We start from the raw sequence: 18,937 nt of genomic DNA, 5'->3' as shown, positions 1-18,937 counted from the left end.
CGCAGCAAAAAATATGCAGCAAAAGCGCGCGCTGCTTACGCCCAGAGGTTGATCAACGGCCCCGCTTCTTCAATCAGAAAGTCTTTCAATACGCTGGCGGCAGGCGACAATCGCTTGGAGCTCAAATGCGTCACATGCCAGTGGCGCATGACCGGCATGCCCTCAATATCCAATAGCACCAGATGGCCCGATGCCAGTTCGTGACGGATGGTGCGCAAGGAAAGAAAACTCAATCCCATGCCGGCCATGACGGTTTGTTTGATCGTTTCATTGCTCGGCATTTCCATCACGATGCGCGGATCAATCGCGTGTTCGGCAAACAGGCGCTCCATTAATTGACGCGTGCCAGAGCCCATTTCCCGCACCACAAAATCCTGTTGATGAAGAATCGAAAAGGGCGCACGACGTCGGCGTGACAAGGGATGTCCTGGCGCGCTGATAATCCCCATAGGATTGGTGGCAAAGACGGTCGCCGCACAATCGATGGTGTCGGGCGTGTGGCCCATGATGACCAGATCGATTTCATTGCGCGTGAGCAGATTCATGATGCTCTCGCGATTATGTATTTGCAGCACCACTTCAATATCGGGAAATTTCTTGCGGAAAAGTACCAGCAGCATCGGCACAAAATATTTGGCCGTGCTGACAATAGCCAGCTCCACGCGCCCCTTCTTCAGACCGCGACGTTCCGCCATCGCATCTTCCAGCTGCTTCAACTGCGCCACCGCGCCAATCGCATATTGCTGAAAGTCCTGCCCCGCATCGGTGAGCTGAATTTTGCGGCCCCTCTGCTCATACAGCGGCAAACCAATCGCCCCCTCCAGTTGCCGCATCTGCATCGATACCGCCGGTTGCGTGACGTGCATTTTTTCAGCCGCAAGTGAAATCGACAGCTGGCGGGCGACCTCGAGAAACGTGTCGAGCTGGCGAAGGGTATAGCGGCGCATGGCAACCCATCTATAAGGAAAAACTGATTCGATGTAAATAATTATTTATTAGACCTGATGCTAGTCGCTTTATATAGTGAAGTCCATGTTTAAACAAACGGGCATCGGCCCTTCAAGGAGAATGCGATGGGCAGTAAGGACGCAGTACAAATCATCGATTCAAAAAAACGCTACGCCGCTGGCGTTCTGAAATACGCGCAGATGGGTTATTGGGATGCCGACTACGTACCGAAGGAAACCGACATTCTGGCCGTCTTCCGCATCACGCCGCAAGATGGCGTCGATGCCATCGAAGCTGCCGCAGCAGTAGCGGGTGAGTCGTCAACGGCAACCTGGACCGTCGTCTGGACTGATCGCCTGACCGCGTGCGACATGTACCGTGCCAAAGCCTATCGGGTCGATCCGGTGCCGAATAATCCTGGTCAGTATTTCTGCTGGGTTGCCTACGATCTCTCGCTTTTCGAAGAGGGTTCGATCGCTAACGTGACCGCCTCCATTATTGGCAATGTCTTCAGTTTCAAACCGCTGAAAGCGGCGCGACTGGAAGACATGAAATTCCCTGTCGCCTATATCAAGACCTTTCCTGGGCCACCAACCGGCATCATCGTCGAACGTGAGCGGCTGGATAAATTTGGACGCCCTCTGTTAGGTGCGACCACCAAACCCAAACTGGGCCTGTCAGGACGCAACTATGGTCGTGTGGTGTATGAGGGCTTGAAAGGCGGCCTCGATTTCATGAAGGATGACGAGAACATCAATTCGCAAGCCTTCATGCACTGGCGCGACCGTTTTCTGTTCGTGATGGAGGCCGTCAACCGCGCTTCCGCTGCCACCGGCGAAGTGAAAGGTCATTACCTGAACATCACTGCCGGCAACATGGAGGAAATGTATCGCCGCGCCGAGTTCGCTAAAGACCTGGGCTCAGTCGTGGTCATGGTGGATCTGGTGGTCGGCTGGACGGCCATTCAATCGATGTCCAACTGGTGCCGCCAGAACGACATGATGCTGCATATGCATCGCGCCGGACACGGCACTTACACACGGCAAAAAAATCATGGCGTGTCGTTCCGCGTGATTGCCAAATGGCTGCGCATGTGCGGTGTCGATCATCTGCACACCGGCACTGCCGTCGGCAAACTGGAGGGCGATCCGATGACGGTGCAGGGCTATTACAACATCTGTCGCGACACGCACACCAAAGTCGATTTGCAGCGCGGTATCTTCTTCGATCAGGACTGGGGCTCATTGCGCAAGGTCATGCCAGTGGCCTCGGGCGGCATTCATGCCGGACAAATGCATCAGTTGCTGGATCTGTTTGGTGACGATGTGGTGTTGCAGTTTGGCGGCGGCACCATCGGCCATCCGCAGGGCATACAGGCGGGGGCTATTGCCAACCGCGTGGCGCTGGAAACCATGGTGCTGGCGCGCAACGAAGGCCGGGATATCAAAAACGAAGGACCGGACATTCTGCGCGAAGCAGCCAAATGGTGTGGGCCATTGAAAGCCGCGCTCGATACCTGGGGTGAGATTTCATTTAACTACGCCTCTACCGATACATCGGATTTCACGCCGACAGCATCGGTCTCTTAATCAGAAGCACCAAGAGAACCGACACCAGAGCAGCCACCAGAGCCACCTTAATGCACACGCTGCATTAGCTTACAGAATTGAAGAGGAAGATCATGCGAATTACACAAGGCACATTTTCATTTTTGCCCGAACTGAGCGACGCGCAAATCACGAAGCAGATTGATTATTGTTTGGCCAAAGGATGGGCGCTTGCCATCGAATATACCGACGACCCGCATCCGCGCAACACCTACTGGGAAATGTTCGGCCCGCCTATGTTCGATCTGCGCGATCCCGCCGGGATCATGCAGGAATTGGCAAACTGCCGCTCAACATTTCCCCGCTATTACATCCGCATGACGGCCTTTGACTCTAGCCAAGGGGTGGAATCGATCGTGATGTCCTTTATCGTCAATCGTCCGGCAGTGGAGCCGGGATTCCGTCTGGTGCGACATGAGGATAAAGGACGCACCGTGCGCTACAGCATTGAGAGTTACGCGGTGCAAAGCAATCCTGAAGGCGCGCGATATTAATCAGGAAAATTCTTCAGATCAGAAACTGCACCAATCACCGGACGCATCATGCCCACACGCGAAGTTTCCACCGATAAACCAGCCAATCCCTTCGCCGCCGCGCTGGCCAGTTCCGGCATCACAGAACTGCTCGCCGAGCTGGACCGCGAACTGATCGGTCTGGCACCCGTCAAGGCACGGATACGCGATATTGCGGCGCTGTTATTGGTCGATAAATTGCGTGCGGAACGCGGCTTTTCGGCGGTGGCGCCTAGTTTGCACATGTGCTTTTATGGCAATCCCGGAACGGGAAAAACGACGGTTGCCATGCGTATGGCAGCGCTGTTGCATCGCCTTGGCTATGTCCGCAAAGGGCATGTGATTGCCGTCACGCGGGACGATCTGGTGGGCCAATACATAGGCCACACTGCGCCTAAAACAAAGGAAGTGCTGAAAAAAGCGATGGGTGGCGTGCTGTTCATCGATGAGGCCTACTACCTGTACCGTCCTGAAAACGAACGCGATTACGGTCAGGAAGCCATTGAAATACTTTTGCAGGTAATGGAAAACAACCGTGATGACTTAGTCGTCATTCTCGCGGGATACAAAGATCGGATGGATCAGTTTTTTGAATCGAATCCCGGCATGTCCTCACGGATAGCGCATCACATCGACTTCCCCGATTACAACGGGGCTGAGCTGTTACAGATTGCCGAGTTGATGCTGCAAACGATGCAGTACCGCTTTGACCGTGAGGCGGAAATTGTTTTCATCGATTATCTCGAACGGCGCATGCAGCAGCCGCATTTCGCCAATGCTCGCAGCGTGCGCAATGCCTTGGATCGCGCCCGTCTGCGACATGCCTCGCGCTTATTAACTGACGTGAATGCGGTAGCAGACGATGCGACATTGACGACAATTACTGCCCCCGATCTGTTGGCCAGCAGGGTGTTTGCAACGACTTCCCTGCAGATCGAACCAAAGGAAATATAACTATGCTGAGCGCCCTGATTTTTGATGTGGACGGCACACTGGCCGATACCGAAACTGCGCATCGCGATGCCTTTAACGCTGCATTTATCGATGTTGGACTCGATTGGTATTGGAGCGAATCGCTGTACGCCGGCCTGCTGGATGTGGCCGGCGGCAAAGAGCGACTTCTCTACTACTGGAAGATGATCGACCCGGAAGAGGCCGATGGAATGAAGGTCGGAGAAACGATTGCCGAAGTACATGCGATCAAGACGCGGCATTACGAAGCGATAGTCAGCGGCGGAAAACTCGCTCTGCGACCCGGCATGTTGCGTCTCATCAATGAAGCGCATGACGCGCAGATGCCGATGGCCATTGCCACCACCACCACGCCAGTCAATGTTGATGCCTTGCTGCGCACGACCTTGGGACGGGATTGGCGAAGCTTGTTTGTCGGCGTGTGCGACGCCTCTGTCGCCATCCATAAGAAGCCCGCACCGGATGTGTATCTGGCTGCACTCGCCGCACTGGATTTTCCCGCAAGTGACTGTCTCGCTTTTGAAGATTCGGAAAATGGTTTGCGCGCTGCGTGTGCGGCAGGCATACCAACACTGGTCACGCCGAGCGCCTATACCGCCGGGCATCAGTTCAATGACGCCCTTCTCGTCTTGCCGCATCTGGGCGATCCCGACCAGCTCATGCATCAGCATGTTCCTGGCGCCGATCAGCGTTGGGTCGATCTGGCTGCGCTGAGCCGCTGGCACAACGGCACTCTGTTTGAGTCGGCATGATATGAACATTTCAGATATCCGCATCGCACCGTCGATTCTGTCTGCCGATTTTTCGCGACTGGGCGAAGAAGTGCGCGCCATTCAGGCCGCTGGCGCTGATCTGGTGCACTTCGACGTCATGGATAACCACTACGTTCCCAATCTCACGATAGGGCCTTTAGTGTGCGAAGCGATACGGCCGCATGTGACGATTCCTATCGATGTGCACCTGATGGCCGAGCCGGTGGATGCCTTGATTCCTCTGTTTGCAAAAGCAGGAGCCAATATCATCAGCTTCCATCCGGAGGCCAGCCGTCACCTTGATCGCACACTCAGCCTGATTCGCGAGCACGGCTGCAAAGCCGGACTGGCGCTCAATCCAGGCACGTCGCTCCATCTGCTGGACCATGTCATGGACAAGCTCGACATGGTGCTGCTGATGAGCGTCAATCCTGGCTTTGGCGGGCAACAATTTATTACGGCCACGTACAACAAGATCAAGATGCTGCGTGCGCGTATCGATGCGCATAAAGCGGAAGGTGGACAAGACATCTGGCTGGAAGTGGACGGTGGCGTCAAAGCGGACAACATCGGGGCGATCAGACGTGCGGGCGTCGATACCTTTGTCGCTGGCAGCGCGGTATTTGGCGCACCGGATGCGGATAAAGCTTACATCACCATCATGCAACATCTGCGCGAACAAGCTGCGGTCAAATAAAAAAATCATTCTCTGAGATTGCGTCTTCTAGCTATCTTCTAGTCGCGTCATCAGAGCTTCCATCTTTATCGGAGACATTTGCCATGCCCATCATTGAACATAGAACTACCCTGACGCAGTTTTTGATTGAAGAGCGGCGTCATCATCCAGAAGCCAGCGGCGATTTCAACAGTCTCATTTTGAACGTGGCACTGGCCTGTAAAAGCATTGCGCACTCGGTGGCTTTCGGCGCGCTGGGCGATATGCAAGGCAATGCCGGTGGTGCGATCAATGTGCAAGGTGAAACGCAGAAAAAAATGGATGTTGTGAGCAACGATATTTTTATTCAGGTCAACGAATGGGGCGGACATCTGGCTGGTATGGCATCGGAAGAAATGGCAGACCCTTACCAAATCCCGGACTGTTATCCAAAGGGAAAATACCTGCTGGTGTTTGACCCGCTGGATGGTTCTTCCAATATTGATGTGAATGTTTCGGTGGGCAGTATTTTTTCCGTGGTACGTGCGCCTCATGGCGCAAAGGCCGTCAGCGAAGAGGATTTTTTTCAACCGGGCATGGAGCAGGTTGCTGCTGGCTATGCGGTGTACGGGCCCACCACGATGCTGGTACTGACCGTGGGCAAAGGCGTGAATGCCTTTACTCTCGACCCGAATCTGGGGGAATTCATTCTGACGCATACGGACATGCAGATCCCGCCGGACACCAATGAATTCGCGATCAATGCCTCTAACAGCCGCTTCTGGGAGGCTCCGGTGAAACGCTATGTCGATGAATGTCTGGCCGGCAGTACCGGGCCGCGGGGCAAAGACTTCAACATGCGCTGGATTGCCTCAATGGTGGCGGAAGCGCATCGGATACTAATGCGTGGCGGCGTATTTCTTTATCCGCGCGATACCAAAGACCCCGACAGACAGGGACGTTTGCGCTTGTTGTATGAAGCCAATCCTATCGGTTTCATTATCGAGCAGGCGGGTGGCCGCGCCAGTACCGGACGCAAACCCGTGCTGACAGTGCAGCCTTCATCGCTGCATCAACGCATTGGCTTGGTGTTCGGTTCAAAGAATGAAGTGGACCGCATCGAGGCTTATCACAACGAACCTGCGAAGGTGGAAATGTGCGCGCCCTTGTTCAATGAACGCAGCCTGTTCCAGATACCTCTCTGATTCCACTTTTTGAAAGGTCAAGCCATGTCTGAACGTCATCCGATTATTGCAATTACTGGTTCTTCGGGCGCAGGCACCACCTCGGTGACTCGCACTTTTGAAAATATTTTCCGTCGCGAAAAAATAGAATCGGTCACGGTGGAAGGCGATAGTTTTCACCGCTACGACCGCAATGAAATGAAGCTCAAGCTCGCTGCCGCTGAAAAGACGGGCGACATGACCTTCAGTCATTTCGGGCCAGACAATAATTTATTCGTAGAACTCGAAACCATGTTCCGCACTTACGGCGAAACAGGCACCGCCAAGCGCCGCAAGTATCTGCACGATCGTGAAGAAGCCGCGCCCTACCAGCAAGAACCCGGTACCTTTACCGAGTGGGAAGACATACCTCCAGAAACCGACTTGCTGTTTTACGAAGGTCTGCATGGCGGTGTGGTCAGCGACACGATCAATATCGCTAAGCATCCTGATCTGCTGATCGGTGTGGTACCGGTCATCAATCTGGAGTGGATTCAAAAACTCTGGCGTGACAAGTCCAAGCGCGGCTATTCGACCGAAGCCGTGACCGACACCATCCTGCGTCGCATGCCGGATTACGTCAATTACATCTGTCCGCAGTTTTCACACACGCATGTCAATTTTCAGCGCGTGCCTTGCGTGGACACTTCCAACCCCTTCATTGCGCGGGAAATTCCGGCGCCGGATGAAAGTCTGGTGGTGATCCGCTTTGCCAATCCAAAGGGAATCGATTTCCAATATCTGTTGAACATGGTGGCGGATTCATTCATGTCGCGGGCCAACACCATTGTGGTGCCGGGCGGAAAAATGGAGCTGGCGATGCAACTGATTTTCACACCGTTTATCTGGCGGATGATGGAGCGCAAAAAACGCGCTCTGGGTTCACTCTAAGAAAGACTCATCATGAATGCTCCTGATATAGGCCGTATTTCACAGGCCACTCCCGCCGATGCCTTGCGCTTCCTGGCTGCCGATGCGGTCGAAAAAGCGCAATCCGGCCATCCCGGTGCGCCAATGGGAATGGCCGATATTGCCGACGTGCTGTGGCGTCGGCACATGCGACACAACCCCTCCGATCCGACATGGCTCAATCGCGACAGATTCGTTTTATCCAACGGACATGGTTCCATGTTGCTCTACGGCTTATTACATCTGACTGGCTACGATTTGCCGATAGAGGAACTCAAACAGTTCCGGCAAATGCATTCAAAAACGCCAGGGCATCCTGAAATCGGGGTGACGCCCGGAGTGGAAACAAGTACCGGTCCGCTGGGTCAGGGTCTGGCAAATGCGGTCGGTATGGCGCTGGCAGAAAAAATGCTGGCCGTCAGTTTTAACCGGCCGGGACACGAGATCATCGATCACTACACCTATGTATTTGTCGGTGACGGCTGCCTGATGGAGGGCATCAGTCACGAAGTCAGTTCGCTGGCCGGCACGCTGGGTTTGGGTAAGTTGATTTGCTTTTATGACGACAACGGCATTTCCATCGATGGCAATGTCAAAGGCTGGTTTAACGATGACACCCCCAAGCGCTTTGCTGCCTACGGCTGGAATGTCATTGCTTCGGTGGATGGACATGATGTGGAGGCGCTTGATGCCGCAATTCATCAGGCTAAATCACAGAGCAGTCGACCAAGTCTCATTTGCTGCAAAACAGTCATAGGGAAGGGCGCGCCTAACAAGGCAGGCGGTCACGATGTTCACGGTGCGCCTTTAGGCGCAGTTGAAATCGCCGCCATGCGCGCGCAAAAAGGCTGGACTGCCGCGCCATTTGATATCCCGGACGAATTTGCGCAGGCATGGGATGCGCGTGCAATCGGGAAGGTGCGTCAGACGGAATGGGATAGTGAATTCACCGCTTATCAAGCGGCTTATCCTGAGTTGGCAATGGAGTTGACGCGACGCAAGGAAGGGATTTTACCAGCCAGATTATCCGCTGCGTTTTCACAGCTCATCGACAGCGATGGCGCGCTGCATAAAAAAGTGGCCACCCGTAAAGCCTCGCAAATTGTGCTCGAACATATCACGGCCCTGCTTCCCGAATTTTTTGGCGGATCGGCAGATTTGAGCGGTTCCAATCTCACCAATGTCAAAGCCTCGGTGTGGGTCAATCATCATGGTAGCGGCAATTACCTGAGTTATGGCGTACGCGAATTCGGCATGGCGGGCATCATGAACGGCATGGCGCTGTACGGCGGTTTCATTCCTTATGGAGGCACCTTCATGGTCTTCTCCGACTATTCACGCAATGCAATCCGCATGGCCGCATTGATGAAGCAGCGCGTGATTCATGTGCTCACGCACGACTCTATCGGATTGGGAGAAGACGGGCCGACGCACCAACCTATCGAGCATGCTGCCAGCCTGCGCCTGATTCCGAATAACCGGCTCTGGCGACCATGTGACGGGGTGGAAACGGCCATCGCGTGGCAAGCCGCAATCACACGCACTGATGGCCCGACCTGTCTTGTGTTGTCGCGACAGGCATTGACTCCTTATTCACGCACTGCCGAACAGATCGATGCTATCGCTCGTGGCGGATATATCTTGCTGGATTGTTCCTCGCCGCTGGTAGTGTTGATTGCGACCGGTTCGGAAGTGGAAATCGCGACATCCGCCGCCGAGAAGTTAGCGCAGGAGGGCGTCGCGGTACGTGTCGTGTCGATGCCCTGCGTCGAGCTGTTTTATGCGCAGGATATCCACTATCGCCATCATGTTTTACCCGTCGGAATTCCACGCGTCAGCATCGAAGCCGGCGTAACGTGGTACTGGCGTGCGGTCGTCGGAGAAAACGGCATTGCTCTCGGTATCGACACGTTTGGCGAATCGGCTCCGGCAGGGCAGCTCTACGAACATTTCAATCTCACGCCTGCCCATTTGGCAGAATGCGCACTGACTTTACTTAAAGCCTGGTGATGAACGATCTCAAGCGATCCGGGCGCGGCTAGATCGGCCAACTTGGCGCATCGTCGCTTCATCTGCGTCGCCACACTTTTCATATCTGATTGCAACAACACATACAACAACACATCAAGGAGATGACATGTCCCTCGTATCACTACGTCAATTGCTGGACCATGCCGCCGATCATCAATACGCGGTGCCCGCGTTCAATGTGAATAATCTGGAACAAATTCTGGCGATCATGCAGGCGGCGGATGCCTGCGATAGCCCTGTCATTTTGCAGGCTTCTGCCGGGGCCAGAAAATATGCCGGTGAAGTTTTCTTGCGCAAAATGGTAGAGGCGGCAGTGGAAACGTATCCGCATATTCCACTGTGCATGCATCAGGATCATGGCGGTAGTCCGGCGGTTTGTCAGGCGTCGATTCGTTCAGGATTTTCCAGCGTCATGATGGATGGCTCCTTGATGGAGGATATGAAAACACCTTCTTCCTACGATTACAACGTTGACGTCACGCGCAAAGTGGTGGATTTTTCGCATTACATTGGTGTGTCGGTCGAGGGCGAACTGGGCTGTCTTGGCTCGCTCGAATCGGGTAAGGCGGGAGAGGAAGATGGCTCCGGGGCCGAAGGAATTTTGTCCCACGATCAATTGCTGACCGATCCGGCGCAGGCGGCGGACTTCGTTCAAAAAACCGGCGTGGATGCGCTGGCGATTGCGATTGGTACCAGTCACGGCGCTTACAAATTCAGCCGCAAGCCGACCGGCGATATTCTGGCGATTAGTCGCATCAAGGAAATTCACGCGCGCATTCCCAATACGCATCTGGTGATGCACGGTTCATCTTCTGTGCCACAGGAGTGGCTCGATATCATCCGTCAGTATGGTGGCGACATAAAGGAAACCTATGGCGTGCCGGTGGAAGAAATTCTGCAAGGAATTAAATACGGCGTGCGCAAAGTGAATATCGACACCGATATCCGGCTCGCAATGACGGGGGCGATGCGGCGCACGATGGCGCAGCATCCATCGGAATTCGATCCGCGTAAATTTTTTAAAGATGCCACGGCAGCAGCCAAGGACATCTGTCAGGTGCGCTTTGAAGCGTTTGGCTCTGCCGGGAAAGCATCGAAAATACAGGTGACGCCATTGGAGCGAATGGCGCAACGATATGCCAAAGGTGAGCTGCTTGCCGTTGTCCGTTGAGAATTCATATCCTCTACCGTAATGCAGTGTGACACTCCAAGGCAAGGCTGACCAAGCGGTACGTCTTGCCTGTTTTACGTTCTCCATAGCGAATTAATTTTCCTCTGACTACATCGCTCTGACTCACGCCTCTGCGCATGCGACTTACTTCACAAAGGGCATCATCATTTTGATATGCCTCCGCCGCTAGAAAGCGAGAGACTTCTTTGCTTTTTGGCGAGAAAAAGCAAAGATGGCTTCCACTTTGGCGGGCCCATAGTACTCATCACTCCTCGCACTACCGCCCTTCCCATTACGTATTGAATGTGCCTCAAACCCCGGCTTTACTCCTTGCCGAGGGGAAGAGTCATGGTGCGCGCTGCGCATTGAGGAAGTGGATTGACGCTCAAATCAGCATGGGCACAATTCTTGTATGCAATAGTAAAAAAATTACACCATCACCGGAGACCACCATGCCCGAATCTTCCCTGGCATTGACCAGCTTAATGGCGTTTGCCGTTTTGTTCGGTATTAAGCACGGCTTTGATGCCGATCATTTAGCCAGTATTGATGGACTAGCGCGACTCCAGTCGCGTCATGGGCGAACGCGTCTGGCGCGTCTGTGTGGACTGCTGTTTTCGGGTGGGCATGGCGTAGTGGTACTGGGTGCGGCGTGGATGTTTGCGTGGTACGGCATCGGCCGCTTGCCGTATTGGCTGGATTCTTTGGGCATTTGGATTTCCATTATTTTTCTTTTGTCGATCGGCATGATTAATCTGCGTAATGCATGGCAACCGAAAGATGCTGCATCGGCACCACGGATGTCGCCCATGGCAAACTGGATTATGCGTTTGTCGGTCCCGCATGGTGTGGGCGGGAGTCTGATGGTGGGGGCTTTATTTGCGCTTTCACTGGATGCGATGACGATTGCCGCCTGGTTTGGTTTGGCTGGAAGTCTGCATGGCGGGATGTCTGCGACGTTGATATTAGGCCTGTGTTTTGTATTAGGAATGGTGGCGACGGATACGGTGAATGGATTGGTTGTTGCCAGTCTCATCAAGCGCAGCGAGCACTTTGTGCAGCAGGCCGGTCGGCTATTTTCCTTGCTGGTCGCATGCAGTGCGCTGATCGTGGCGGGATTCGGCGCAGCGAAATTTTATTCAGAGGCGGTGGACTCCTGGGCCGACGGCAAAGAGCTGATGGTGGGTTTGATGGTGCTGGCGATTATCTTGATCGGGTATTTTGCAGCACGGAGTCTGAATCAGGTCGGCACAAGAAAATGCGTGCAGGTCATTGAAGACGGCCATTGAAGGGGTCCATTGCAGGGGTCCATTGAACGCAGCCATTGAACGTAGCCATTGAACGTAGCCATTGAGCCTGCCATTGATACAAGGCCTCTGGAAGCAGGCCTGAGTTGGCATCGTCCTTACGCTTATTCAGAGACGCCATCAGAGTTCGACCGATCATGGCGCCGCATCGTCATCATTAACGATGAACTTCCCATTGTTTCCGTATCCAACAAGATATACGGCGTGAACATGCCGGAATCAGATTTTCAGTCCGTATTTTCTTTGCGGTGAAAGGCAATCTTCATTTCAGCCTCATTTCATCACGTCACTCGGTTGCATTTTTTACCCGCTTCTATCCTGCGCCGCACCATGGCGGCAGCCGGTCAACTTCTTTCCACTTTGCACTACGTACTGATTAGACAGATCGTTTTATCAATGCGGAAAAGGGATGGGCAGCCCTGAACCCGACAACGCAGATTTTTTACCCGCGCTTTATTTGTCCCTTATTTGTCTTTTATTGTTATGGCATGAAAGCTGCTCATCAACTAATACCCAGCCAGAGCGTTGTGCGATTGCAGCATCCGCAGTTTCACTCGGTCGGCATTCAATAACTTAAAAATACGGTGAAAGCCGAAGGAGATTTGAAATGAATGAAAACATGAATGAAGATATGCAAAGCCAGAAATTTTCAGGCGCTCCAATCAAATAGTGGGTTGTTTTAGGCATTCAAAATAGTATCGGCACACCTGAGGCCGGTTTATTTTCGACCAACTTTTGATGGGATTAAAAGCATATGAAAAAGATCAATGAAATCCTCGATCGCTACCATTCCGACAGAACCCGTCTAATGGATATTCTCTGGGATGTCCAGCATCAATGGGGTTACATCCCGGATAAAGTGCTGCCTGCTATGGCGGACAAACTCGGCACTACCGAGCAGGACATCAGGGAGACTTATTCCTTTTACCATTTCTTCCTCGGCAAGCCTGCAGCCAAGCATCACATTTATCTCAGCGATACGGTCATCGCCAAGATGCACGGCTATCAGGCTGTTTTTGATGCGCTGGAAAAAGAGACCGGCTGCGTCTTTGGCGCACATGAAGAGGTCGGCCCCTTTTGCCTGGAAACCACTTCCTGCATCGGACTAAGCGACCAGGAACCGGCCATGTTGATTGGCAAAGAAGTATTTACCCGCTTAACGCCTGAAAAAATTGCGCGGATTATTCATCGTTTGAAAAATGGTGAAACACCTGCGGAAATCGTCAATCCTAACGGTCTGGCAACTGACACGCTGGCGTATGTCCACACCATGGTGGAATCCGGGATTCGCAGCAAAGGACCGCTGTTTTTTCAGGGGAAAACTGATTTCAAATCCTTGCTCAACAGAGTCATTTGCAGCCCGCCGGATGTGGTGACTAAAACGGTTTCCGAATCGGGATTGCGCGGGCGCGGAGGCGCTGGATTTTCAACTGGCCTGAAATGGCGTCTGTGTTCCGACAATGAGGAAAAGACCCGCTTCGTTATCTGTAATGCCGATGAGGGAGAGCCGGGCACCTTCAAAGATCGCGTTTTATTGATGGAGTCGCCACAGGAAGTCATCTTTGGCATGATCACCGCCGGATATGCCATTGGCGCGCAGGAAGGGATTATTTATCTGCGCTCCGAATATTTTTATCTTAAGAATTATCTGGAAAAGCAGCTGGCCGAGTTTCGTGCCGAAGGCCTGCTGGGCAAGGCCATTGGTGGCAAGCCGGAGTTCAATTTTGAGATTCGCATCCAGATGGGCGCAGGCGCTTACATTTGCGGCGATGAAACTGCCTTGATTGAATCGCTGGAAGGCAATCGCGGTACGCCGCGCGTCAAACCGCCTTATCCGGTCAACATGGGTTATCTCGGCAAGCCGACCAGCGCGAACAATGTAGAAACTTTTGTTGCCGTGACCCACATCATCGACAAAGGGGCTTCCTGGTTCAAAGCGATGGGTACCGCTGAATCCGCCGGCACCCGGCTTCTGAGTATTTCCGGTGATTGTGATGCGCCGGGAATTTATGAAATTGAATGGGGCATCACGCTCAATGAAGTGCTGAAAAAAGCCGGTGCCAAAGATGCCTGGGCAGTGCAGGTCAGTGGCCCCTCAGGCGAATGCGTCTCGGTAGAGAAAGACGGCGACAGAAAAATCGCGCTGGAAGATCTCTCGTGCAACGGGTCCTTCATGATCTTTAACCGCTCGCGCGACTTGTTGGGGATCGTCAGGCAATTCACGCAATTCTTTGTCAATGAGTCATGCGGCATCTGCGTTCCCTGCCGCTCCGGTAACGTCGATCTGTTCAAGAAAATCAATCGCGTCATTGATGGCAAGGCCTGCCAAAAGGATCTCGATGAAGTGGTGGTGTGGGGAAAACTGGTGCGCAAGACCAGTCGTTGCGGGCTTGGCGGAACCTCGCCGAAACCGATTCTGACGACGCTGGAAAATTTTCCGCAGCTCTACCAGGAAAAACTGGTCAAGCAGGAAGGTCCTTTACTGCCTTCATTTGATTTGAAGGAAAGCCGCAGAGGCTATCTGGAAGCGATCTCTACACTCAGCGATAGGAGCACTTCATGATTCAAATCACCATAGATGGGAAAAACATCAACGCCCGCAAGGGCGACAATCTGGTCGATGTTGCGCTGGCAAATGGCGTCTACATTCCTACGCTTTGCTATATGAAAGGTGAGCCATGTCTGGGTACTTGCCGGGTGTGCTCGGTGAAAGTAGGCGGGACTGTCGCCGCGGCCTGCACCGTTCCTGTTTCGCACGGCATGGAAGTCGTGGTCAACGAGCCGGAAATCACCGATATGCGCAAGGCGCTGGTGGAAAGCCTGTTTGCCGAGGGCAATCATAACTGCCCGAGTTGTGAAAAAAGCGGACGTTGCGATTTGCAGGCGGTGGGTTATGAAGTGGAGATGATGGTATCGCGCTTCGAATATCGCTTTACGCCGCGGGTCAGAGACTATGGCTCTGAAAAAATCCTGCTCGAACGCGACCGCTGCATTTTCTGCCAGCGCTGCGTGGAATTTGTGCGCGATGAGGAAACCGGTAAAAAAATCTTCAGCATCAGTAGACGAGGTGCCAATTCACGGATTGAAATCAATGAAGAACTCGCCAACAAGATGACGGAAGAACAGGTTGCCCGTGCGGTTGATCTGTGTCCGGTCGGCACCATTGTCGAGAAAAAAATCGGTTTCAACGACCCGATAGGAAAACGGAAATTCGATATCAAGTCCATCCGTGATCGCGCTTTAGAGGGAGCCATGAAATGAGTAATCATTCTTTGAAAAATGTTGATCCCGCTGACAACGTCATGTTCAGTCACGATTTGCCGAAGACCCCGGTGGATGCCGAATTTCTGGCAACGCAGGAGGGGAAAATCAAGGTGTCGATGATTGCCCTTGTCGGTTGCTGGGGCTGCACGCTGTCGTTTCTCGACATGGATGAACGCATATTTACCCTGCTGGATAAGGTCACGATATTGCGTTCTTCGCTGACCGACATCAAACGTATTCCCGAGCGTTGCGTGGTCGGCTTTGTGGAAGGTGGCGTTGCCAGCGAAGAAAATATCGAGACACTGGAACACTATCGCGAAAACTGCGACATTCTGATTTCGGTCGGCGCTTGCGCCGTCTGGGGTGGTGTGCCTTCCATGCGCAACATGCTGCCGCTGAGCGAATGTCTGGATGAAGCCTATATCCATTCCATTACCGCCGTCCCCGGCGTCATTCCCATCATTCCTAATCATCCTGATCTGACTAAGGTAACGACCAAAGTGTATCCCTGCCATGAAGTGGTCAAGATGGACTACTTCATTCCCGGATGCCCGCCTGATGGCGATGCAATTTACAAGGTGCTGGACGATCTCGTGAATGGCCGGCCAGTGGATCTGCCTACCTCAATGAACCGTTACGACTGAGAGAAATTATTATGAGCAGAAAATTGATTATTGACCCGGTCACCCGCATCGAAGGTCACGGCAAAGTCATCATCCAGCTCGATGACGACAATAAGGTCGTCGATGCAAAATTGCTGGTGGTTGAATTTCGCGGTTTTGAAAAATTTATTCAGGGGCATCCGTATTGGGAAGCGCCGATGCTGTTGCAGCGCATTTGCGGCATCTGTTTTGTGAGCCATCATTTGTGCGGTGCCAAGGTGCTCGATGACATGATTGGTGTCGGTTACTCGACCCACAATCTGATTACGCCAACAGCGGAGAAGATGCGCCGCTTGGGTCATTACGCGCAGCAATTGCAGTCGCATGCCACCGCCTATTTTTACTGCATCGTGCCGGAAATGGTGCTGGGGATGGATGCCGCGCCAGAGAAACGCAATGTGCTGGGACTGGCAACCGCCAATCCTGAACTGATCAAGCGCGTTGTCATGCTTCGCAAGTGGGGGCAGGAACTGATTCAGGCGGTATTGGGTAAAAAAATGCACGGCATCAGTTCGATACCGGGCGGGGTCAACAACAATCTCACGGCCGAGGCGCGAGACCGGTTTATCAAGGGCGACAACAGCATTCCGAGCATTGATCAAATGCTGGAATATGCGATGGATGGTTTGGAGTTGTTCTATGACTTCCATGAAAAAAACCGCGCCATGGTGGATGGTTTTGGCGATGCGCCGGCATTGGATATGTGCCTGGTCGATGACAATGGCGACGTCGATTATTACCACGGCAAAATGCGCATCATCGATAACGACAAGAAGATCGTGCGAGAACTCGACTATCACGATTATCTTGGTCATTTCTCTGAAGCGACGGAGGAATGGAGTTACATGAAGTTCCCTTTCCTCAAGGAGCTCGGGCGCGAAAAAGGTTCGGTCCGTGTGGGGCCATTGGCGCGGGTCAACGTCACCAAGTCGTATTCGACACCACTGGCGCAAGTGGCGCTAGAGAAGTTCCATGCCTACAACAAGGGCAAGTCCAGCAACAAGGCGCTGCACACCAACTGGGCCAGAGCCATTGAAATATTGCATTCGGCCGAACTGATTAAAGAACTGTTGAATGACCCCGATCTGCAAAAAGATCAATTGCTCGTTACCGCAACAGAGTCGATGTGGACGGGCGAGGGCGTCGGCGTCGTGGAGGCTCCGCGCGGCACACTGCTACATCATTACAGGGCAAACCAGGAAGGCAATATCACTTTCGCCAATCTGATCGTTGCCACGACACAAAACAATCAGGTGATGAATCGCACCGTGCGTAGTGTGGCGGAGGAGTATCTGGAAGGCGAGACGGAAATCACCGAAGGCATGATGAATGCCATTGAAGTGGGTATTCGCGCATTTGATCCCTGCCTCAGTTGCGCCACACATGCGCTGGGAGAAATGCCACTGGAGGTCACGCTTCTTGATGCGAAAGGAAATCAAATTGATGAACGCCGGAAGTAAACTCACGCTCGATTATTTCGATAATGAGGCCTCCCTGATTTATGGCATCGGCAATATTGGCCGTCAGGACGATGGACTGGGATGGGAATTTATCGATTGGTTGGAAACGGCCTCTGTCTGCACCAAAGCCGAGAGAGTCAAGTTCTATCAACTCAATCTGGAAGATGCCGATCTGATCAGTCATCAACAGCGCGTCTTGTTTGTCGATGCGTCAAAAGAGGTGAGCGATGAGCGCTTTCGCTTTTATAAGGCGGAGCAAAAAATGGATTTCAGTTTCACCTCGCACGACATGTCGATAGAGACCATCATGGCCACTTGCTGGCAGTGTTTTGCGAAGATGCCTGAAGTCTATGTGCTCGCTATTAAAGGTTATGAATGGGAATTGCAGATTGGTTTGACGGACGAGGCGAAAAAAAACCTGCGTCTGGCAAGCAGTTATATGCAGCGCGGTACCAGCGTCGCGGCACCAACAACTGACGATCGCTTGCAGTACGTCATTGGCGGCGCGTAATTCCTCACGTACTTGATGCATTACCAGGAGAAAAATAATGAAATCAAATATAGATGAAATCGCAGCATTGATCCACAACGCCCCTATCGGGAAATATATTGGCGAGAGTGGCGCAAAGATACTTGCCGAACGAGCAGCACAAAAGATCGATTTGGACGATGATGAGGTGCTGTGTGAAAAAGGTATTTCCACCAACAGCTTTTATATCGTGACAAAAGGACGGCTGGCCATTACCAGCGACGTTAAAGATAAACAGACGCCTGCGATTTTGCATGTCCTCGAAAAAGGCGATCTGGTAGGAGAGCTTAGTTTCATTGACGGATCGGCGCACCCGGACACGGTTCGTTCCTTAGGTCGTTCCTGTGTGATCAGCTTTAACAAGGCGGACATCGATCCCTTGATCAATGACAATCCTGAGCTGATTTTCAATTTCATGCGCGCCATTATCAAGCGTGTCCATAGCACCTTAACCGCAATTAACCGCCAGCAAAACGAACTGTTCAGCTATATACAGACAGGCGGAAGAGGCCGGCTGTAAACACTGATTTCCCCTTCATTTCAAGAGCGAGTGTCCTTATGCACGAGGTAAGTCTTGCCAGCGGCATTTTGAAAATTGTCGAAGCGGCAGCGTTGCGCGAGCAGTTCGCTCGCGTGAGCTTGCTACGCATCGAGGCGGGCGCCTTGGCGGGAGTGGAGGAGCGTGCATTGCGTTTTGCTTTGGAAGTGATGGCGCGCGATACCTGTCTCCAGGATGCGCTCATTGAAATCGAAACACCGCCCGGTGAGGCCTGGTGTAGTGAATGCAGCGCCACCGTCAATATCATGGCGCGCGGCGACCCTTGCGGGCAGTGTGGCAATTATCAGCTGCGGCCAACTGGCGGCACTGAGTTGCGGGTGATCGAGATGATGGTGGACGATTGATGGTGGACGATACATGAGGGAATGCATAAGCC

Annotated in this window: 18 protein-coding genes; 17 read left to right on the top strand and 1 reads right to left on the bottom strand. The window is 52.9% G+C overall.

What is annotated here, in order from left to right; all coding sequences use genetic code 11:
* Window positions 1-35: 35 nt before the first annotated feature.
* Complete coding sequence (locus tag RGU70_RS01895; RefSeq protein WP_322207726.1) at window positions 36-947, bottom strand: LysR family transcriptional regulator; 912 nt, start codon at window positions 945-947, stop codon at window positions 36-38.
* A gap of 126 nt (window positions 948-1,073) precedes the next feature.
* Here RGU70_RS01895 and RGU70_RS01890 point away from each other — a divergent pair, with 126 nt between their 5' ends.
* The 17 genes from RGU70_RS01890 to RGU70_RS01810 all read left to right on the top strand — a co-directional run bounded on the left by RGU70_RS01890 (window position 1,074) and on the right by RGU70_RS01810 (window position 18,905).
* Window positions 1,074-2,537 carry a form I ribulose bisphosphate carboxylase large subunit gene (locus RGU70_RS01890; protein ID WP_322207725.1) on the top strand — a complete coding sequence of 488 codons (1,464 nt, stop codon included), beginning with the start codon at window positions 1,074-1,076 and terminating at the stop codon, window positions 2,535-2,537.
* Window positions 2,538-2,629: 92 nt separating this feature from the next.
* Window positions 2,630-3,049 (top strand): ribulose bisphosphate carboxylase small subunit, encoded by a 420-nt coding sequence (locus RGU70_RS01885; RefSeq protein ID WP_322207724.1) that lies wholly within the window; start codon window positions 2,630-2,632, stop codon window positions 3,047-3,049.
* A gap of 48 nt (window positions 3,050-3,097) precedes the next feature.
* Window positions 3,098-4,021 carry a CbbX protein gene (gene cbbX / locus RGU70_RS01880; protein WP_322207723.1) on the top strand — a complete coding sequence of 308 codons (924 nt, stop codon included), beginning with the start codon at window positions 3,098-3,100 and terminating at the stop codon, window positions 4,019-4,021.
* A gap of 5 nt (window positions 4,022-4,026) precedes the next feature.
* On the top strand, window positions 4,027-4,791 hold the full coding sequence (locus RGU70_RS01875) for an HAD family hydrolase (protein WP_322210676.1): 765 nt from the start codon (window positions 4,027-4,029) through the stop codon (window positions 4,789-4,791).
* Between the two features lies 1 nt (window position 4,792).
* On the top strand, window positions 4,793-5,488 hold the full coding sequence (gene rpe, locus RGU70_RS01870) for a ribulose-phosphate 3-epimerase (protein WP_322207722.1): 696 nt from the start codon (window positions 4,793-4,795) through the stop codon (window positions 5,486-5,488).
* A gap of 83 nt (window positions 5,489-5,571) precedes the next feature.
* A complete protein-coding gene (locus RGU70_RS01865; protein ID WP_322207721.1) occupies window positions 5,572-6,651 on the top strand; it encodes a class 1 fructose-bisphosphatase in 1,080 nt (359 codons plus the stop codon).
* A gap of 24 nt (window positions 6,652-6,675) precedes the next feature.
* Complete coding sequence (locus tag RGU70_RS01860) at window positions 6,676-7,560, top strand: phosphoribulokinase (RefSeq protein ID WP_322207720.1); 885 nt, start codon at window positions 6,676-6,678, stop codon at window positions 7,558-7,560.
* Window positions 7,561-7,572: 12 nt separating this feature from the next.
* Complete coding sequence (gene tkt, locus RGU70_RS01855; protein ID WP_322207719.1) at window positions 7,573-9,588, top strand: transketolase; 2,016 nt, start codon at window positions 7,573-7,575, stop codon at window positions 9,586-9,588.
* Window positions 9,589-9,715: 127 nt separating this feature from the next.
* Window positions 9,716-10,780 carry a class II fructose-bisphosphate aldolase gene (gene fba, locus RGU70_RS01850; RefSeq protein WP_322207718.1) on the top strand — a complete coding sequence of 355 codons (1,065 nt, stop codon included), beginning with the start codon at window positions 9,716-9,718 and terminating at the stop codon, window positions 10,778-10,780.
* A gap of 452 nt (window positions 10,781-11,232) precedes the next feature.
* Complete coding sequence (locus RGU70_RS01845) at window positions 11,233-12,069, top strand: nickel transporter (protein ID WP_322207717.1); 837 nt, start codon at window positions 11,233-11,235, stop codon at window positions 12,067-12,069.
* A 772-nt stretch (window positions 12,070-12,841) separates the two neighbouring features.
* Window positions 12,842-14,650, top strand: coding sequence for an NAD(P)H-dependent oxidoreductase subunit E (locus RGU70_RS01840; protein WP_322207716.1), 1,809 nt, complete (start codon window positions 12,842-12,844; stop codon window positions 14,648-14,650).
* Window positions 14,647-15,348 carry a 2Fe-2S iron-sulfur cluster-binding protein gene (locus RGU70_RS01835; protein WP_322207715.1) on the top strand — a complete coding sequence of 234 codons (702 nt, stop codon included), beginning with the start codon at window positions 14,647-14,649 and terminating at the stop codon, window positions 15,346-15,348. The genes RGU70_RS01840 and RGU70_RS01835 overlap by 4 nt, the downstream gene beginning before the upstream one ends.
* Complete coding sequence (locus tag RGU70_RS01830; RefSeq protein WP_322207714.1) at window positions 15,345-15,995, top strand: NADP oxidoreductase; 651 nt, start codon at window positions 15,345-15,347, stop codon at window positions 15,993-15,995. The genes RGU70_RS01835 and RGU70_RS01830 overlap by 4 nt, the downstream gene beginning before the upstream one ends.
* 11 nt (window positions 15,996-16,006) lie before the next feature.
* Window positions 16,007-17,473, top strand: coding sequence for a Ni/Fe hydrogenase subunit alpha (locus RGU70_RS01825; RefSeq protein WP_322207713.1), 1,467 nt, complete (start codon window positions 16,007-16,009; stop codon window positions 17,471-17,473).
* Window positions 17,457-17,984: a hydrogenase maturation protease gene (locus RGU70_RS01820; RefSeq protein WP_322207712.1), complete on the top strand. Its 528-nt coding sequence runs from the start codon at window positions 17,457-17,459 to the stop codon at window positions 17,982-17,984. The genes RGU70_RS01825 and RGU70_RS01820 overlap by 17 nt, the downstream gene beginning before the upstream one ends.
* 37 nt (window positions 17,985-18,021) lie before the next feature.
* Window positions 18,022-18,522 (top strand): cyclic nucleotide-binding domain-containing protein, encoded by a 501-nt coding sequence (locus tag RGU70_RS01815; protein ID WP_322207711.1) that lies wholly within the window; start codon window positions 18,022-18,024, stop codon window positions 18,520-18,522.
* 38 nt (window positions 18,523-18,560) lie between these two features.
* Window positions 18,561-18,905 (top strand): hydrogenase maturation nickel metallochaperone HypA, encoded by a 345-nt coding sequence (locus RGU70_RS01810; protein ID WP_322207710.1) that lies wholly within the window; start codon window positions 18,561-18,563, stop codon window positions 18,903-18,905.
* Window positions 18,906-18,937: the final 32 nt, after the last annotated feature.

Origin of the sequence: Herbaspirillum sp. RTI4 (assembly GCF_034313965.1) — a bacterium.
Lineage (GTDB): Bacteria > Pseudomonadota > Gammaproteobacteria > Burkholderiales > Burkholderiaceae_D > Herbaspirillum.
Note: the sequence above shows the minus strand (reverse complement) of the source record. Positions and strands in the feature narration are given on the sequence as shown.

What these genes read in the sequence shown, in the direction of transcription:
- RGU70_RS01825 (WP_322207713.1), top strand. Translation starts at nt 16,007, where the DNA reads ATGAGCAGAAAATTGATTATTGACCCGGTCACCCGCATCGAAGGTCAC.
- fba (WP_322207718.1), top strand. Translation starts at nt 9,716, where the DNA reads ATGTCCCTCGTATCACTACGTCAATTGCTGGACCATGCCGCCGATCAT.
- RGU70_RS01865 (WP_322207721.1), top strand. Translation starts at nt 5,572, where the DNA reads ATGCCCATCATTGAACATAGAACTACCCTGACGCAGTTTTTGATTGAA.
- RGU70_RS01810 (WP_322207710.1), top strand. Translation starts at nt 18,561, where the DNA reads ATGCACGAGGTAAGTCTTGCCAGCGGCATTTTGAAAATTGTCGAAGCG.
- RGU70_RS01860 (WP_322207720.1), top strand. Translation starts at nt 6,676, where the DNA reads ATGTCTGAACGTCATCCGATTATTGCAATTACTGGTTCTTCGGGCGCA.
- tkt (WP_322207719.1), top strand. Translation starts at nt 7,573, where the DNA reads ATGAATGCTCCTGATATAGGCCGTATTTCACAGGCCACTCCCGCCGAT.
- RGU70_RS01845 (WP_322207717.1), top strand. Translation starts at nt 11,233, where the DNA reads ATGCCCGAATCTTCCCTGGCATTGACCAGCTTAATGGCGTTTGCCGTT.
- RGU70_RS01840 (WP_322207716.1), top strand. Translation starts at nt 12,842, where the DNA reads ATGAAAAAGATCAATGAAATCCTCGATCGCTACCATTCCGACAGAACC.
- RGU70_RS01835 (WP_322207715.1), top strand. Translation starts at nt 14,647, where the DNA reads ATGATTCAAATCACCATAGATGGGAAAAACATCAACGCCCGCAAGGGC.
- RGU70_RS01895 (WP_322207726.1), bottom strand. Translation starts at nt 947, where the DNA reads ATGCGCCGCTATACCCTTCGCCAGCTCGACACGTTTCTCGAGGTCGCC.
- rpe (WP_322207722.1), top strand. Translation starts at nt 4,793, where the DNA reads ATGAACATTTCAGATATCCGCATCGCACCGTCGATTCTGTCTGCCGAT.
- RGU70_RS01885 (WP_322207724.1), top strand. Translation starts at nt 2,630, where the DNA reads ATGCGAATTACACAAGGCACATTTTCATTTTTGCCCGAACTGAGCGAC.
- RGU70_RS01815 (WP_322207711.1), top strand. Translation starts at nt 18,022, where the DNA reads ATGAAATCAAATATAGATGAAATCGCAGCATTGATCCACAACGCCCCT.
- cbbX (WP_322207723.1), top strand. Translation starts at nt 3,098, where the DNA reads ATGCCCACACGCGAAGTTTCCACCGATAAACCAGCCAATCCCTTCGCC.
- RGU70_RS01890 (WP_322207725.1), top strand. Translation starts at nt 1,074, where the DNA reads ATGGGCAGTAAGGACGCAGTACAAATCATCGATTCAAAAAAACGCTAC.
- RGU70_RS01820 (WP_322207712.1), top strand. Translation starts at nt 17,457, where the DNA reads ATGAACGCCGGAAGTAAACTCACGCTCGATTATTTCGATAATGAGGCC.
- RGU70_RS01830 (WP_322207714.1), top strand. Translation starts at nt 15,345, where the DNA reads ATGAGTAATCATTCTTTGAAAAATGTTGATCCCGCTGACAACGTCATG.